Genomic DNA, 16,270 nt, shown 5'->3' with positions numbered 1-16,270 from the left:
GAAAGGTCTTCGACAAGCTCAGACTGACAACGGCATAGTACTTAACTTAATGACATTGAGCATTACCCTTCAGCAACGAGCTATCCCGAACTTTCGGGAAAGCGTATAAGCGTAAAACGGGAAGAAGCTTCTTCTTACGCACAGAACTGGCGCTCCAAATGATAAATACATTTTTATATAGAAACAAAAGCCCTTTAATGCCGCTCAGTTAAACAATAACCAATTCAAACAGTTAACCACCTCTCGGCTAATTTATCGCTTTTATTTTTGTGATCAGGAAAGTAATCAGCAAACCAAAAACAGAAATTATCCCGAAAGAATAACGCAGGCTTGATAGTTGCGAAACATAGCCTATTAATGGCGGACCAAACAAAAAGGCAAAATAACCAATACTCGAAACCATGGTTATTGCTTTACCAGCAGGTACTTTTTTATTGTTACCAGCTATGCTATATACCATTGGTACAATACTCGAAACACCCAAGCCAATAAGCATAAAACCAAAAATAGCGACAATTAAGTTTGGAAATATTACTGCAAGCGCCATACCTATCGATATAATGGCCCCGCTGATCTGAAGGAGATTTTTCCGCCCGAATTTACCGATTAAAAACACCCCTAAAAACCTTCCGCTTGCCATCATAAACATGAACGACGCATAACCTATAATCGCCTTGTTATGAGGTAATTTTACCACATCTTCGAAGTAAATAGCACTCCAATCGAACATTGTTCCTTCGGTGGCCATACTACAAAATGCGATAACGCCCAATAACACCAAAATACCCTGTGGCATGGTAAAAAACTTCGTTTTCTCAACCACGGTATCTGGTTTATTATAGTTCAGCAACTTTTTCCAGTTAAACGTTACGTTGCTTAAGGATATCAGTGCAATGATCCAAAAATGGGTATACATGCCTAATTTTAGGTTAACCAGCCCCAGGGCAATTAAAGCCCCCGTTAAATTACCAATACTCCAAGCCCCATGGAAAGAACTCATAATGGGTTTGCCGTAATAATTTTCACCTGCAACACCTTGAGTATTTAAAGCGATGTTACAAAGGTTCCCGGTTATACCAAATAGCACCAAAAAAGCAGCCAACTGCCAACCAGTTGTGGCTAATGCTAAAAAAGTTAATGCAATTGCATAAAGTGGCGCAGTTACCCTTAGCATTTTCTTACTGCCAAAATGAGTGGTCAATTTCGCCGAAAAAAACATCGTTATAATCTGCCCCGCAGGTAACGCAAAAAGAATAGAGCCTAATTCTGCATCGTTCAGGCCCATAGAAGCTTTAAAAGTTGGAATCCTACTGGCCCAACTTGCAAAGCACACCCCTTGCATAAAGTAAAAGGCAGATATAGCAAAACGTACTTGTTTTGGAGAGCTTTGTGCTAATACAGGTTTATCTTCTTTTTTGCTTAAAATTTCCTGTTCTTGCGTACTTTCTTCCAAAATGATGTTTTAAATTATAGATTGAACTGCAAAGTTCTTTAAATCTATTGGAAATACCGACAAGTTTTTAACATTTTATCAAAGAATTTGGAGCATACAGGGTTAAAATATTAAACTTTCCATTTTTCCAGTTCATAAGCACTATCCCAGAACATCCATTCTAAACGGGTTGCCATTTCGAAAGCATCCAGCATTTTTTGTTGGGTTGCTATATTTGACTGGGCCGCCAGTTGATCGGTAATATCAATCGCCTTTTCTACCGCAACAGCAAATTCGGCGCCCGCATACATATCGATCCACCTTTTGTAAGGATTCTGGTCGCTATTTTGCTGTGCGAAAATATGATCGCCAACGGCTTTATAAATCCAAAAACATGGTAAAACAGCCGCCACTGCAATTTCTACATTGGCATAGGCACCCTGACTAAGGATATAATTGGTATACAAAAGTGTAGATGGCGTGGGCCGCACTTCGCTCGCTAAACCAAATTCTACAAAATAACTTTCATGCAAACCACGCTCGGCAAAAATTGCCCCTGTAGAAAACCCGGCAAAGGCCATCACCAAATCTGCATCCTGCATTCGGCTACTAATGGTGCTTAAAGTCCGGCCGAATTCTAAAAGGTAATAAGCATCCTGAGCTAAATAAAAGATAAATTTCTCTTTGGGTAGAGTTCCATTGCTCAACTCTTGGTTAAAAGGCATTTTTAAAATTTTGCCATAAATGGGTTTAACTCTTTCCCAGGCCTGTTCGCTCCACTTCATTGTACAATTAGTTTTAAAGGTTCGAAAAAGTGATTTAATGGCCCATTGCCCTTGCCAGTTTTCACCTCGCTACCCGCTTGTAAGGCCTGGCTGATGTAGTTTTTGGCATTTTTAATTGCGATAAGCAAAGCGTTACCCTTGGCCATTTCGGCTGCTATAGCGGATGAAAGTGTACAGCCTGTTCCATGTAGATTTTTAGAAGCAATAAAGGTACTTTCCAATATAACAGGAGCATTGTTCCCAGAAATAAAAACATCGTAAATGACTGGGCTTATTAAATGTCCTCCTTTTATTAAAACGGCTTTTGCACCTTTCTCGATGATTTTTCTACCCGCCGCAATCATGCCATCGAGGTTATGGATCTCCTGCCCTGAAAGGATAATGGCCTCGTCTATATTTGGGGTAACCAATGTTACCAAGGGGAATAATTTTTCAACTAACTGGGTAACGGTATCAGCTTCGATTAACCGATCGCCACTGGTGGCTACCATAACAGGATCTAAAATAACGGGAACATATTGATTATAGGTTTTTAATTCCTTTTCGATTACCTGTACCACTTCAGCACGGTTGATCATGCCGATTTTAATGGCCACTGGCGCTATATCATCTAATACCGCCTGTAACTGATCTTTAATCATTTCGGCTGGAATACCATGCACTGACCGCACCCCTACTGTATTTTGTGCCGTTACAGCTGTGATTACGGAGGTGCCAAAACAGCCCAAAGCAGAAAAGGTTTTTAAATCGGCCTGAATGCCTGCACCACCCCCACTATCGGAGCCCGCTATTGTTAATACATTAATATAATTCATTGCTTAAAGACTTCATTTTGTTGTACAACTTCAGGAGTCTTCAAATGCAGTATGCATTTTTACGCAATTTTTGCAGACAAACTAATTTCCTACGCCGGCATTATCCGGATCAGGTTCATTTATAGGGCATAGGGTGTAAGGTTTAGGGCATAGGGTTTTTCACCTTCCGCCTTTTACCTTTTGCCTTTCACCTATAAAATGGGTATGTTCTCAGCCAACTTATTTGAAGGCACCCCTAAAGTTTTATTTTGTAGCGCAATATAGGGCTTTTTTCATTCTTCGTTTATATAAAGGAATTATATAAGAAGAGTTGTCAACTTAATAGCGAAAGCTTATTAAAGTTGACAACTCAAAAAACAAAAACCCGATATAAAACCGGGGGCTAAAACATAATAATTAATAAAGGGATAGAGAGACTATATTTTATCGGGCTGATAGAACCGAACGGTACCATCAGCCTCGTTTGACACAATTAACAAACTTCTTCCATTGGGGCTATCTTTTGGTTTAACAAACAGTAAACCTTCAGGGGCATCGCCTGTAGAGAATAGTTGAACAAATTTTGGTGAGGCTGGTATGGTTACATCATAAACAGCAATCATATCTGCACGTTCCATACCAATAAAAGCTAAGGTTTGCCCATTTACCTGCGCAACGGTTACACTTTCTACCTCTACACCTTTATTGTCAGACCGGTCATCATCATATTTACCTGCATCAATTACATGCTGTTCTAAATCTTTACCAATGTTGGCTACCAATGCCCCAGTATTTGCGTTAATAATACTAACAGATCTTCCCCCTGTTGAGTACAATTCCTGATATACTTTGTTGGTACCAACCATGGTATAACCTGCGGTATTTGTTACTGTAAGCCTGCCTAAATTAGCATCTAATTGTAAGGTTGCAGCATTCGGAAATTTAGCTGCGTCTAATACAAGATCTTTTACACGCACCTCTTCTTTTGCATCTTTTGGTGTATAATCTTGCCTGGTATCCCCTTCATTGGCCAAGGCCAGATAGGCAGTACCACCAGCAGTAAAATACGATATTGCATCTGGCAGATAAAAAGCTTTAATTGGCCATGTACCTAAAACTTTTTTACTGTCTTTATCGCTTACATCAAAAGCATTGTCGGCCTGGCTGATGTCTCTAGTGCCTAAGGGATTAATTTTGGCAATTGTTCCTGCAACAATATCTACTTCGGCAACACCATTGTTCTCCTGCAGGGTAATGTATGCTTTTTTAGAATCAGTGCTTACTGCAATATATTCTGGTTCGATATCTTGTGTAAAACTTGCATTTAAACCATAAATCCTAAAACCACCTGCAAGCAAAGTTGCTTTTTGTGATTCAAAAGCGGCGAAATCTAATGTTTTTACAGAATAGTTGTCTTTGATGTTAATAATCGAAATGGTTCCTTTAGGATCAACGGTATATGCAAGATCTGGTTCGCCTTCGTTAGCCGATAAAATATAGTTCCCATCAGGACTGAAAGTTACCATATCGGGCATGGCACCTACGGTAATTTTTTTAACTTCTTCTAAAGTAGCTGTTTTTAATACCACTACATCACCATTTCCCTGCTTATCTGCGCCATCTAAAGCGATTGCTAATAAACCATTACTTACAGCCACGCTATTAATACCAGCGTTATTGGGGTATAATAAGGTTTTCAATTTTGTAACGGTTGGATATTTACTCATATCAACTACATCAACCTTGGTTCCGCCATCGTTACTCACCACAAATAATTGCTTGGTTAAGGGATCGTAAGCCGAAATTTCTGAAGCAAATTCTCCCCCTAAATCAATGGAAGCAGTTTCTTTAAAACTGTCGATTTTTTCAGGAACGATAGCTTCAACCGGAGGATCTACAATCGGATCATTAGTTGGATCTTTTTTGCAGGCGGTAAATGCCAATGAAGCAATAAGGATTGCACCACATAGTTTTTTACAGTTCATGGTTTTTTAATATCTGAACCGCAAAAATAGAAGCACACAACGCTATTTTTTAGTCCCTAATTGTTATCATTTTATTAAGAAAATATAAAGAGAATAAAATAAAGTCTTGTGATCAAACAATGTAGATCTTCACCCAATTGGAGGGTTCAGGAAAAGAAATATCATTGTTAAAGAGTTGTCAACTTTCTAGCAAACTGGCTATTAAAGTTGACAACTCTAAAATTAAAAAAGCCGACAATTTCTTATCGGCTTTAGGTTTTTGCATGAGGGATAGCAGTGTAAATCCTTTTGTTGTTAGCTTGAGCGTAGTCGAAAACACAACAAAAGATTGAAACGGATAGCCCGACCCTTGCGCAGCTTGGGGCATGCCCAAAATATTAAAATTAATTAATCGACAGTAATACCGCCCAATCAATTAAATATGTATGGCTCTATTATCAGTTGCTGCAAGTGCTGCTTCTTTTAAGGCTTCGGTATAGGTTGGATGCGCATGGCAGGTACGTGCAATATCTTCTGCAGATGCACGGAATTCCATTGCGATAACTGCTTCTGCAATCATATCTGCTGCACGCGGGCCAATCATGTGTACACCTAAAACTTCATCAGTAGCAGCATCGGCCAAAACTTTAATGAAACCATCGGTATCCATACTTGCTTTTGCACGTCCGCTGGCTTTGAAAGGGAATGAACCTGCTTTATACTTAACACCTTTTTCTTTTAACTGCTCTTCGGTTAAACCTACAGAAGCAACTTCTGGCCAGGTGTAAACCACACCAGGGATTAAGTTATAATTGATATGTGGTTTCTGACCGGCAATAGTTTCGGCAACGTATGTACCTTCATCTTCTGCTTTGTGTGCCAACATGGCGCCAGTAATTACATCACCAATAGCATAAACACCTTTAACGGAAGTTTCTAAATGTTCGTTAACCGGAATTTTTTTACCTCTTTCTTCAATAGTGATACCGATTTTATCTAAACCTAAACCTTCGCTGTAAGCCGTACGACCAACAGCAACGATACAATAATCGGCTTCTAAAGAAATGGATTCGCCCTTAGGGGTATCAGCCGTAACAGTTACCGTTTTACCTTTTGTGGTAGCACCGGTAACTTTGTGGCCCATGTAAAATTCCATGCCTAAAGTTTTCTTTAACACCCGTTGAAGTTCTTTACCCAAACCAGCATCCATAGTACCAATGATAGATGGTAAAAACTCAACAACAGATACTTTTGTACCTAAACGGGCATATACCGAACCTAACTCTAAACCAATTACACCACCGCCGATTACCACCATCGTTTTTGGCACTACTTTAATATTTAAAGCTTCGGTTGAAGTTATAATGCGTTTTTTATCGATTGGTAAGAACGGTAAAGCTGTTGGTTTAGAACCCGTAGCAATAATTACGTTTTTAGCTGATAAGGTTTCTGTAGAGCCATCGGCTTTAGTTACCAGAATGGTATTTTTATCTACAAAAGAGCCTACACCTTCGAAAGAATCGATTTTATTTTTCTTGAACAAATAAGTGATACCTGCTGTATTTTGGGCAACAACATCGTCTTTACGGGCGATCATTTGTTTCATATCAACCTTTAAATCTTTTAAGTTGATACCGTGGGTAGTGAATGTGTGAGCAGCGTTGTGAAAATGCTCTGAAGAATCTAACAAAGCCTTAGATGGAATACAACCTACATTTAAGCAAGTACCTCCAAAAGTTTTATATTTTTCAACAACTGCAGTTTTTAAACCTAACTGAGCACAACGGATTGCGCCTACATAACCGCCCGGTCCTGAACCGATAACAACGACATCGTATTGCATAATTTTTTGAGAATTTTGATTAGCCAAATGTAGGGAAAAAAGGCGGAAAGCTGAAAGTCGATTAGGCAATAGAAAATCGCTTTATTTGTCATTGGTTTATAAGTTATTGGATTATACCACTAGCTTATGGTTCAATATTGAGGCTCAATAGGATAATTCTTTAAAAGTTCAAAAGTCTATAGGTTGATGAGCGTGTGAAAACATTTTACTTTAAGACTATAAAAACAAACGATCAAGAGATCAACTTATACACCCTGACCAAATGTAAGTAGATTACTATCTGGATCAAGCATCGCGAATTCTTTCTGCCCCCATGGTTTAGTTTGCAAGCCCCCATTGGGATGGATGCTTTGTTTAGTTTCGAGCATAGATTTGTATAGCCCATCAATATCATTTGTACGGATATAAACCTGGCCATAGTTTTCTTGCGGATCAAGTGTTTCGAACAGAAAAAAATGAATCTGAACCTGGTCTTTTTGTACCATCAGGTAATCTTTAAAATCGGCACTTCCAATGTCTTTAAAGCCTAATTTATTCACATAAAAATCTCTGGTGATTGCTTTATCACGCATGGGAAGTTTTGGGTTAATGTCTGTTAGCATATTTTTTTATTTCAAAAATCGGGATTTTTCCGAAAAGTTGCACTTGATCGAGATCAGGAAATTCATTGATTTGCCCTTACCCTGCTCAATGTTTCAATGAAATTGAAAAAAGATCCCGATAAAATGAAATAAACGGATTGACAGATTTCGCCAAGATGCAAGAGCACGTCGTTTTTACGGAACAACCTTCTGACAGAATGTTCTTCAAAAAGGAGCAGATCTCGAGATGAAAAGGATCCGACACTAGCTAAAATTTCCTTGGCTGACATCATAAACTAAATTATTGCAGAGGATGGAGCATCAAAATAACTTATTGATTCGCGGTTCTTCTGGTGATTAAATAGGCAACAATCAGATTAGGAATCCAGCATAACCAGGCAACAACCAGGTATGCTTTTGAAAAATCGCCATAAGCCATTGTCAAAATTGGTAGCCAAATCCTCAATGTTACAGCAGCAAAACAAGCCGCATAACTATAAACCATCATTTTTTGATGTTTTTCAATTTCTGTGCCTTTGATGTGTAAATAAGCCTTTAAAGTAGTGTAAAACCAAACGATGCCTAAGCAAATAAATCCAGTGGAAGAAATCCATCCTCCTGTTGCGAAAAAGCCAATATAAATACCCGCTAGTGCGCTAAGCAGTACAGCGACCACATAAACTTTACCCAGTTTTCGGTGAAGTGCCATGCGCCTATTTCTCATCTTCGGACTAAATTGTGTCCAACCGATAAATAAAGCGATTCCTCCGAAAATGATATGCATATAAAAACCAATGTTCCAGAAAGTATTGGTCAACAACTCAATCGGCTTTGAATTTAACAATCCAAATTTTCTATCGATCAAAAAGTAAATTGTTGGGTAGAGTCCAATCAGCAATGCGAAGGTTGCAAATAAAATCCATAATCCTTTTTTCACCATACAACGTTCTATTGCTTTATACTAAGCTAGTTAATTTTCAAGAACTAAATCAATTCCTTTTGCAGCATAAATGCTTTGGCATTCGCAAAGCTCAGGAACAATTCGTCAGCTATTTTTAGTTTTTGATGCGCCCTTACATTGCTCTGAATGGCGTAACAGGTTATGCCCGCAGCCAGAGCAGATTTAACCCCATTTAAAGTATCTTCAAAAACAAGGCACTCATCTTTTTCAAAACCCAATCGCGCTACACAAAGATTATAACTTTCGGGATCAGGCTTAGATTTATTTACATCTGTTCTGGTAATAAATAAACTGAAATACCTGGCCAAGCCATTACGCTCAAAAACGGCTTCAACATCAATTTTCAGACTAGCCGTAACTACAGCCAGCGTAAGCCCTTTTTCATAAGCAAACTTGATAAACTCTAATGCAAAGGGCATTAACTGAATATCTGTTGTTCTAAAACCATCAAAAGTTATCTTCTCTCTTCTGTTGATGAAGCCTTCTAACTCTTCTTCAATTTTATACCTGTCTATTATAGTCTTTGCATTTTTGGGCAAGGGGATTCCAGCGTAATTTGTCAACCAATCCTTAAAATCCAGTGTAACTTCGTATTCACACAAAAACTTATTCCAACAATCGAAATGAAACTTCTCAGAATCAATTAATGTACCATCTAAATCAAACAGTAATGCTTTTATTTTACTCATTATAAATTTTTAACAGGAATGATGATTATGGAATAATCTCAAATAAGAAAAATTGTTGTACCTGAGATTTACCGAAATTATTATCAACACAAAAAATTAAAGAGAGATGCCCATTTGGCAATTTTGGTCCAAATGTTACCCCTTCAAAATTATCGATATGTCGGTTCAAGGAATCAAAGTCGAAAAGCAATTTCTTGTTTAAGGGCTTTGGAGGGTTTTGCACAAAAGCGCTATTATCGATTTCATTTTCAGTACTCCGTAAATCAACCAGGTAAAGTTTTAAAAAGGTATGATCATCGTGGCCTTTTGCCCAGGCCCTTTCCATTACCAAAAGGGTATGATTGTTAATGGCTAGTATTTCGGAAATTCCATTTACATTCCAATCGTTTTCAATGGTAGGTTTAACTGGCATTGCACCCAGATTATAAGCATATTGGGCAATATTCTTTTTAGTAGCTACATCAAATTTTAAAATCCGCGTTAAGGCTTTGTCATATTCAAAAGCAGCCTGAGGTCCATCCTGATAAAGTGGTTCTTCCAAACTGGCGTATAATGTTTTGTACTGATCGGCATAAGTTAAACCTTCAAATAAAGCATTTTTGCGTGGCCCGCTTTCGGTTTTTGTAAACTGAAAGCCCTTAGGCATTGGGATGGTATCCTGAAACTTTCCATCTGTAGATATAAAGGTTAAGCTGGGCTGAACTATCGTCGTATCTCCATCCTTAAACAACCTTTCTCCCTCACTGCTCCAAAACCATTGTTTGGTTAAAGGATTATAACGAACCGATTCGCCATCAGGTTTTACAGTTTTATCAGTTCCGTATTTAGGGTATGGTTTTCCGTTTTCCTGTAGGATATAAGTAACACCAGTTACCCGAACGGTATCGATCTTATTTTCTTTGATATCAATCTTTGCGGTATAAATCCTCGCCGGACTACGTTGTGATGGATCATCACTGATCATGTAATACTGGTTTTGCTTTACATCGTAATCAATCCCTGATAAACCACCAACAACCGTATTTTGGAAAATTGGATTTAAGGGCATAATGTATTCATCCAGAAACTTTACAGACGAAATACTGGTTTCATTTTGCTTAACCGCAGTATACTTAGTTGTAGAACAAGATGAGAGCACAATAGCAAGAACTGAATAAACAAAGAAGAGCTGCGATACAGGTTTCAAATTGAAATGTTTAGGCGGTAAAAATATGGATTTTTTTGCTGCAAAAAGTCTATCATTAAGAGATTGAGAACATTAAGAAAGCTACTTTTTCCGGTGGTTTCAGATGTTGTCATCTGACACTATCTATTTAATTTCTTTTGGATATAAAACAAAAACAGTTGGATGTTACCATCCAACTGCACATCTAAAACTTAATGATCTTAACTCCTTAATGATAAAAAAACCAGTAGTCTTACCATTAAGAAATTGAGAACATTAGGAAGATAAGCTCTTTCTTATAGATATTAAACAATACAGTCGGATGGTAACAGCCAACTGCACATCTAAAACTTAATGATCTTAACTCCTTAATGATAAAAAACCAGTAGTCTTACCATTAAGAAATTGAGAGCATTAAGAAGATAGCTCTTTCTTATAGATATTAAACAATACAGTCGGATGGTAACATCCAACTGCACATCTAAAACTTAATGATCTTAACTCCTTAATGATAAAAAAACCAGTAGTCTTACCATTAAGAAATTGAGAACATCAGGAAGATAGGCTCTTTCTTATAGATATTAAACAATACAGTCGGATGGTAACATCCAACTGCACATTTACTGGAATTATAAGTGGTGTCAGATGTTACCATCTGACACTGATAAAACTAAGATTAAAACAACTTACCAATTACACGGTAAGTAATATTTGTTCCATCTACTATTTCTTCATAATAAACATCATCAGGCGAAACAAAATACTTTTCGTTTTTAATGGTTACTTCTCTGCATCCCTCTGGCAATTGACTAATTATATCGCCTATATTATGCGTATCAACCGGGCCATCAGTCGTGTTTAAAATACCGTCTTTCCCAGCAACCACATATACGGTTTTACCATCAGCATTTTCTTTTTGGGTATAATAAACGCCTTTGTATTCGTAATAATCAACCCCATTAATGGTAACCAGATTAGCATCCGATGGTAAATTCGGAACCTCAGCACCAACTGGTGGGGTTACCACTTCGTATTGACTGTTGTTTTGTTGATAAAACAATCCGCCAGAATAATAGAACTGGTTTGCGCCATAATAAAACGGATAATAGCCATAAGGTAATACGCCAATCCTGAAACCTAAAAAGGGCCTGTAAAAATTATAATAGCTATAATATGGCCTGTAATAAGGCCTTCCATAACCCGGGCGATAACCGTAACCAGGCCTACCATATCCTGAACCTGGGCGATAACCTGGTCTGTTATAACTGTAATTAGGTCTTGGTGGGCGACCGCCATTGCTTGGTGCATAGCTACCTCTACTTGGCGCATGCATAGATGGTTGTCTGGAAATAGAACCACCGCCTCTTGATGGGCTTATCGAACCAGATCTACCACCTCCGGAAGAACCTCCACTCCTACTTGGCCGCTGTGCAGAAACGCTTTCAATGCTTAAGGTTGCAATCATCGCTGCTGCAGCGAAAACAACCAATCCTTTATTTAATAACCTGTTCATTATTTCGTGTTTATGTCGATTATGTATATGACAGTGAAAACTCCTAAAAGATTATCCCTTAACATTATTTAACTAAATTTTGATAAAGTGATGACGAAGGGAGGGTTTTAATGGCAAAATACATCAAAATCCTTCCATCTTACATGATTCCATCTTTGCTAACAAACCTTTTACGGGCTATTTTTTCTAATCAACCACGAATCACCTATATTTAAATTTTATTCCTAAAAACTAGCTTAAATGAACCTTACCAGAATTTTCAGTCTTTTATTTTGTCTGTTTATTTCTAATGAATTAATAGCCCAGCAAACCGATTCGGCATATGTTAGAGAAAACTACACTAAAATAGAGCGCCAGATCCCCATGCGCGACGGGGTTAAACTCTTCACTTCCATTTATATACCCAAAAATCAAACCAAAAAATATCCATTTTTAATTAACCGCACGCCCTATACCGTTGCGCCTTATGGCGAAGATAAATATAAGCTGAGTTTGGGTAATTTTCCGGCGATGATGCGTGAGGGATTTATTTTTGTATATCAAGATGTGAGGGGCCGATGGATGAGTGAGGGCACTTTTGCCGATATCCGCCCTCAACTGGTTGGAAAAAAATCTAAAACAGCTATTGATGAAAGTACCGATACTTACGACACTATCGACTGGTTGGTTAAAAACGTGAAAGGCAACAATGGTAATGCAGGTATTTATGGCATTTCCTACCCTGGTTTTTATTCTACCACTTCTTTGCCAAATGCACACCCTGCGCTAAAAGCAGTTTCGCCTCAGGCGCCAGTTACCGATTGGTTTATGGGGGATGATTTCCACCACCGTGGTACATTATTTCTGATGGATGCTTTCAGTTTTATGGGCAATTTTGGTGTGCCGAGACCTAAACCGATTACACCAGATAAAGGACCTAAAGGTTTTCAGTTCCCCATTCAAGACAATTACCGCTTTTACTTAGAAGCCGGATCTGTTAAAAATCTAAAAGACCGATACTTTGCAGATAGTATTAAATTCTGGAACGATTTATTTAAACATCCAAACTTAGATACCTTCTGGAAAGCACGTTTAATTACGCCACATTTAACCAATGTAAGGCCTGCGGTGATGGTAGTGGGTGGCTTTTTCGATGCTGAAGATGCCTATGGAACTTTTGATACTTACAAAGCAATTGAGAAACAGAACCCTGGTGCCAATAATATCCTCGTTGCAGGACCTTGGTTCCATGGCGGCTGGGTACGTAGTGATGGTTCTTATTTCGGCGATATCCCTTTCGGCAAAACCACCAGTATCGATTACCAACAGCAATACGAACTGCCTTTCTTTAAACATTATTTAAAAGGCGAAGGCGATTTTAATGCAGCAGAAGCCAATATTTTCGTAACCGGAAGTAACGAATGGAAAAAGTTCAAAACATGGCCACCACAAGAAGTAGAAAGCAAAAACCTGTATTTACAACCTAACGAAAAACTTAGTTTCGAAAAAGTGGGCAGAACCGATAGCTGGGATGAATATGTAAGCGATCCGAATAATCCTGTACCCTACCAGGATGGCATTCAGGCCAAACGTACCCGCGAATACATGATTGATGATCAGCGTTTTGCTGCCCGCCGTCCGGATGTAAAAACTTACCAAACCGATGCTTTAACGGAAGATATTACCTTAACCGGCCCTGTTTTGGCCAACTTGGTGGTTTCTACAACCGGAACAGATGCCGATTATGTAGTTAAACTGATTGATGTTTATCCCGAAGATACGCCAAATCCAGTACCTAACCCTAAAAGCCTGATTATGGGTGGTTACGAAATGCTGGTTCGGGGAGAAATTATGCGTGGAAAATACCGCAACAGTTTCGAAAAACCTGAGCCATTTGTTCCTGGTGCCATCACAAAAGTAAACTACCCTTTACCAGATGTGGCACACACCTTTAAAAAAGGCCATAAAATTATGATCCAGATTCAAAACTCATGGTTCCCTTTAGCTGATCGCAATCCGCAGAAATTTATGGATATCTATCAGGCAGAGCCGCAGGATTTTCAAAAAGCTACACACAAAATTTATCACGACGTGCACAACAGCTCGTTTATTACAGTTTCGGTGTTGAAATAAAGACAAAAACCAACCCCTCCTTGAAAATAAGGAGGGGAGTTCCGTTCAGAAGTCGAAAATTGATTTCTTGAAAACTTATTAACAACAGCAACACAATTAAAAACACCGCAAATCCAGCTCCCCTCCTAATTTAGGAGGGGCCGGGGGTGGTAACTAACTTATTATAATAAAATGAAATATTTAAAACTAGTGATTTTCCTGCTTTCAGCATCTTCTGCCTTTGCACAAAGCGATGCAGGATATCCAAAAGCCAATTACACCAAAAAAGAAGTTTATATCCCAATGCGCGATGGCACTAAACTCTTTACCGCCATCTACACACCTAAAGATGCAACCAAGGATAAAAAATATCCGATGATAATGCAACGCACCTGCTATAGTGTTGCCCCGTATGGCGAAGATAAATTTCCTGCAAAATTAGGCCCGTCAGAATTGATGATGAAAGAGGGCTATATCATGGTGTATCAAGATGTGCGCGGTCGCTGGAAAAGCGAAGGTACCTGGACCAATATGACTCCAGTTATTGATAACAAAAAAAGCAAAAAAGATGTTGATGAAGGTTCTGATACTTACGACACCATCGATTGGCTGGTTAAAAACGTAACAAACAACAATGGCAAAGTTGGTCAGTGGGGAATTTCTTATCCGGGCTTTTATACTGCCGCAGGAATTTTGAGCAATCACCCTGCTTTAAAAGCCTCTTCGCCACAAGCACCGATTTCAGATTTCTTTTTTGATGATTTCCACCACAACGGATCATTTTTGCAGAGTTATTTCATGACTTTTCCGGTATTTGGTGTGCAAAAAACCGATACGACCGCTAAAGCCTGGTATAATAACCAGTTAATCCTTCCAAAAACAAAAGATGGTTATCAGTTTGCTTTAGATTTAGGCCCTTTAAGCAATGCAGACAAATATTACAAGAATAATTTTTTCTGGCAAGAAACCGTTAATCACCCAAACTATGATAAGTTTTGGCAAAAACGTGGCTTATTAAAACATTACAACACCATTAAACCTGCAGTGATGGTGGTTGGCGGATGGTACGATGCCGAAGATCTATCCGGCCCGCTAAACATTTATAAAACCATCGAAAAGAAAAACCCTAATGCCTACAATACGATTGTAATAGGACCATTTGGGCATGGAAGATGGAGCCGCGAAACCGGTCATACCATGCATAGCAATGTGTATTTCGGAGATAGCATTGCTACCTTCTACCAGAAAGAAATTGAAGCTAAATTCTTTAATCATTTCTTAAAGGGCAATGGCGATAAAAACTCGGGATTACCTGAGGCTTACATGTTCGATACGGGTAAAAAACAATGGGAAACTTTTGCTAAATGGCCAACAGAAAAGGCGGCCAAACAAAAATTATATCTGGGTGCCGATGGTAAAATAAGCATGACTGCACCTGGTGCCGCCGGCTCAGTAAACTACATCAGCGATCCATCAAAGCCTGTTCCATATACCGAAGATTTAACCACTACATTGAGCTTTACACCACACAATTACATGAGCGAAGACCAGCGTTTTGCCGGTAGAAGACCGGATGTATTGGTGTATCAAACCGATGTATTGGACAACGATATTACTTTAGGTGGAGAAATTATGTCGCACCTTAAAATTGCAACCACGGGTACCGATGCAGATTTTATTGTAAAACTGATCGATGTTTATCCTGCTGATGAGCCGAACAACCCTTACATGCCAAACAAGAACATCATTTTGAGCAATTACTGGCAAATGGTGCGTTCGGAAGTTATGCCTGCCCGCTTCCGCAATAGTTTCGAAAAACCCGAGGCCTTGGTAGCCAACCAGAAAACGGATGTGAACTTTCAGCTACAGGATGTATTACACACCTTTAAAAAAGGACACCGGATTATGATCCAGGTGCAGAGCACAGCATTCCCTTTATTTGCACGCAATCCACAAAAATTTGTAGAAAACCCATATAAAGCAACAGAAGCCGATTATATTAAAGCCACGCAAACTGTATTTAACGATAGTTTTATCGAAGTTGATGTGATAAAATAAGCCTGAGCTTGTATCATAAAGATAGATTTGTCATCCTGAGCTTGTCGAAGGACCCGCTTAAATACCCTCTAAGGTGTTTCGACAGGCTCTCCGTAGGAGTCCTTTGGACAACATGACAGCATCTGAGGTGAAATCGCCTTTATGATACATTTTTTCAAACTTTAATCTTGAATGAAGAGCAGAAATACTTAAGCCAATTATTCAACTTTTGAAACTGGGTGTCCCAGTGCGGAAGACAGGAGATTTGTCATCCTGAGCTTGTCGAAGGACCCGCTTAAATACCCTCTAAGGTGTTTCGACAGGCTCTCCGTAGGAGTCCTTTGGATAACATGACAGCATCTGAGGTGAAATCGCCTTTATGATGCACCCTCATAAATAACCGATCGTTTATAAC

12 protein-coding genes are annotated in these 16,270 nt (G+C 38.8%); 2 read left to right on the top strand and 10 right to left on the bottom strand.

Annotated features, from left to right (window positions below; translation table 11 throughout):
• Positions 1-247: 247 nt before the first annotated feature.
• The 10 genes from AW17_RS13965 to AW17_RS13915 form a co-directional block, all read right to left on the bottom strand.
• Positions 248-1,453 (bottom strand): MFS transporter, encoded by a 1,206-nt coding sequence (locus tag AW17_RS13965; protein WP_029277403.1) that lies wholly within the window; start codon positions 1,451-1,453, stop codon positions 248-250.
• A gap of 110 nt (positions 1,454-1,563) precedes the next feature.
• Positions 1,564-2,217: a TenA family protein gene (locus tag AW17_RS13960; protein WP_029277402.1), complete on the bottom strand. Its 654-nt coding sequence runs from the start codon at positions 2,215-2,217 to the stop codon at positions 1,564-1,566.
• A complete protein-coding gene (gene thiD / locus AW17_RS13955; protein ID WP_029277400.1) occupies positions 2,214-3,032 on the bottom strand; it encodes a bifunctional hydroxymethylpyrimidine kinase/phosphomethylpyrimidine kinase in 819 nt (272 codons plus the stop codon). Before thiD ends, AW17_RS13960 begins: the two co-directional genes overlap by 4 nt.
• Before the next feature lie 416 nt (positions 3,033-3,448).
• Positions 3,449-4,996: a choice-of-anchor I family protein gene (locus AW17_RS13950; protein ID WP_029277398.1), complete on the bottom strand. Its 1,548-nt coding sequence runs from the start codon at positions 4,994-4,996 to the stop codon at positions 3,449-3,451.
• A gap of 415 nt (positions 4,997-5,411) precedes the next feature.
• Positions 5,412-6,818, bottom strand: coding sequence for a dihydrolipoyl dehydrogenase (gene lpdA / locus AW17_RS13940; RefSeq protein WP_029277394.1), 1,407 nt, complete (start codon positions 6,816-6,818; stop codon positions 5,412-5,414).
• A 245-nt stretch (positions 6,819-7,063) separates the two neighbouring features.
• Positions 7,064-7,420, bottom strand: coding sequence for a bleomycin resistance protein (locus AW17_RS13935; protein ID WP_029277393.1), 357 nt, complete (start codon positions 7,418-7,420; stop codon positions 7,064-7,066).
• A 310-nt stretch (positions 7,421-7,730) separates the two neighbouring features.
• Positions 7,731-8,339, bottom strand: a complete 609-nt coding sequence (locus tag AW17_RS13930) for a DUF2306 domain-containing protein (protein WP_029277391.1) — start codon at positions 8,337-8,339, stop codon at positions 7,731-7,733.
• A gap of 44 nt (positions 8,340-8,383) precedes the next feature.
• Entirely contained in the window at positions 8,384-9,049 is a 666-nt protein-coding gene (locus AW17_RS13925) for an HAD family hydrolase (RefSeq protein WP_029277390.1), read from the bottom strand.
• Between the two features lie 25 nt (positions 9,050-9,074).
• Positions 9,075-10,235, bottom strand: a complete 1,161-nt coding sequence (locus AW17_RS13920) for an esterase-like activity of phytase family protein (RefSeq protein ID WP_051691844.1) — start codon at positions 10,233-10,235, stop codon at positions 9,075-9,077.
• A gap of 655 nt (positions 10,236-10,890) precedes the next feature.
• Entirely contained in the window at positions 10,891-11,727 is an 837-nt protein-coding gene (locus tag AW17_RS13915; protein WP_029277388.1) for a DUF6515 family protein, read from the bottom strand.
• A gap of 240 nt (positions 11,728-11,967) precedes the next feature.
• Here AW17_RS13915 and AW17_RS13910 point away from each other — a divergent pair, with 240 nt between their 5' ends.
• Positions 11,968-13,839, top strand: coding sequence for a CocE/NonD family hydrolase (locus AW17_RS13910; RefSeq protein ID WP_029277387.1), 1,872 nt, complete (start codon positions 11,968-11,970; stop codon positions 13,837-13,839).
• 171 nt (positions 13,840-14,010) lie between these two features.
• The gene (locus AW17_RS13905) at positions 14,011-15,876 is read left to right on the top strand and encodes a CocE/NonD family hydrolase (protein ID WP_029277385.1); all 1,866 of its coding nucleotides are present in this window, start codon (positions 14,011-14,013) and stop codon (positions 15,874-15,876) included.
• The last annotated feature ends 394 nt before the right edge of the window (positions 15,877-16,270 follow it).

The organism is Pedobacter borealis DSM 19626 (assembly GCF_000708285.2).
Classification (GTDB): Bacteria; Bacteroidota; Bacteroidia; order Sphingobacteriales; family Sphingobacteriaceae; genus Pedobacter; species Pedobacter borealis.
Note: the sequence above shows the minus strand (reverse complement) of the source record. Positions and strands in the feature narration are given on the sequence as shown.

Excerpts from the sequence above, each read along its gene's own strand:
- AW17_RS13960 (WP_029277402.1), bottom strand. The coding sequence starts at position 2,217 with ATGAAGTGGAGCGAACAGGCCTGGGAAAGAGTTAAACCCATTTATGGC.
- thiD (WP_029277400.1), bottom strand. The coding sequence starts at position 3,032 with ATGAATTATATTAATGTATTAACAATAGCGGGCTCCGATAGTGGGGGT.
- AW17_RS13950 (WP_029277398.1), bottom strand. The coding sequence starts at position 4,996 with ATGAACTGTAAAAAACTATGTGGTGCAATCCTTATTGCTTCATTGGCA.
- lpdA (WP_029277394.1), bottom strand. The coding sequence starts at position 6,818 with ATGCAATACGATGTCGTTGTTATCGGTTCAGGACCGGGCGGTTATGTA.
- AW17_RS13935 (WP_029277393.1), bottom strand. The coding sequence starts at position 7,420 with ATGCTAACAGACATTAACCCAAAACTTCCCATGCGTGATAAAGCAATC.
- AW17_RS13930 (WP_029277391.1), bottom strand. The coding sequence starts at position 8,339 with ATGGTGAAAAAAGGATTATGGATTTTATTTGCAACCTTCGCATTGCTG.
- AW17_RS13925 (WP_029277390.1), bottom strand. The coding sequence starts at position 9,049 with ATGAGTAAAATAAAAGCATTACTGTTTGATTTAGATGGTACATTAATT.
- AW17_RS13915 (WP_029277388.1), bottom strand. The coding sequence starts at position 11,727 with ATGAACAGGTTATTAAATAAAGGATTGGTTGTTTTCGCTGCAGCAGCG.
- AW17_RS13910 (WP_029277387.1), top strand. The coding sequence starts at position 11,968 with ATGAACCTTACCAGAATTTTCAGTCTTTTATTTTGTCTGTTTATTTCT.
- AW17_RS13905 (WP_029277385.1), top strand. The coding sequence starts at position 14,011 with ATGAAATATTTAAAACTAGTGATTTTCCTGCTTTCAGCATCTTCTGCC.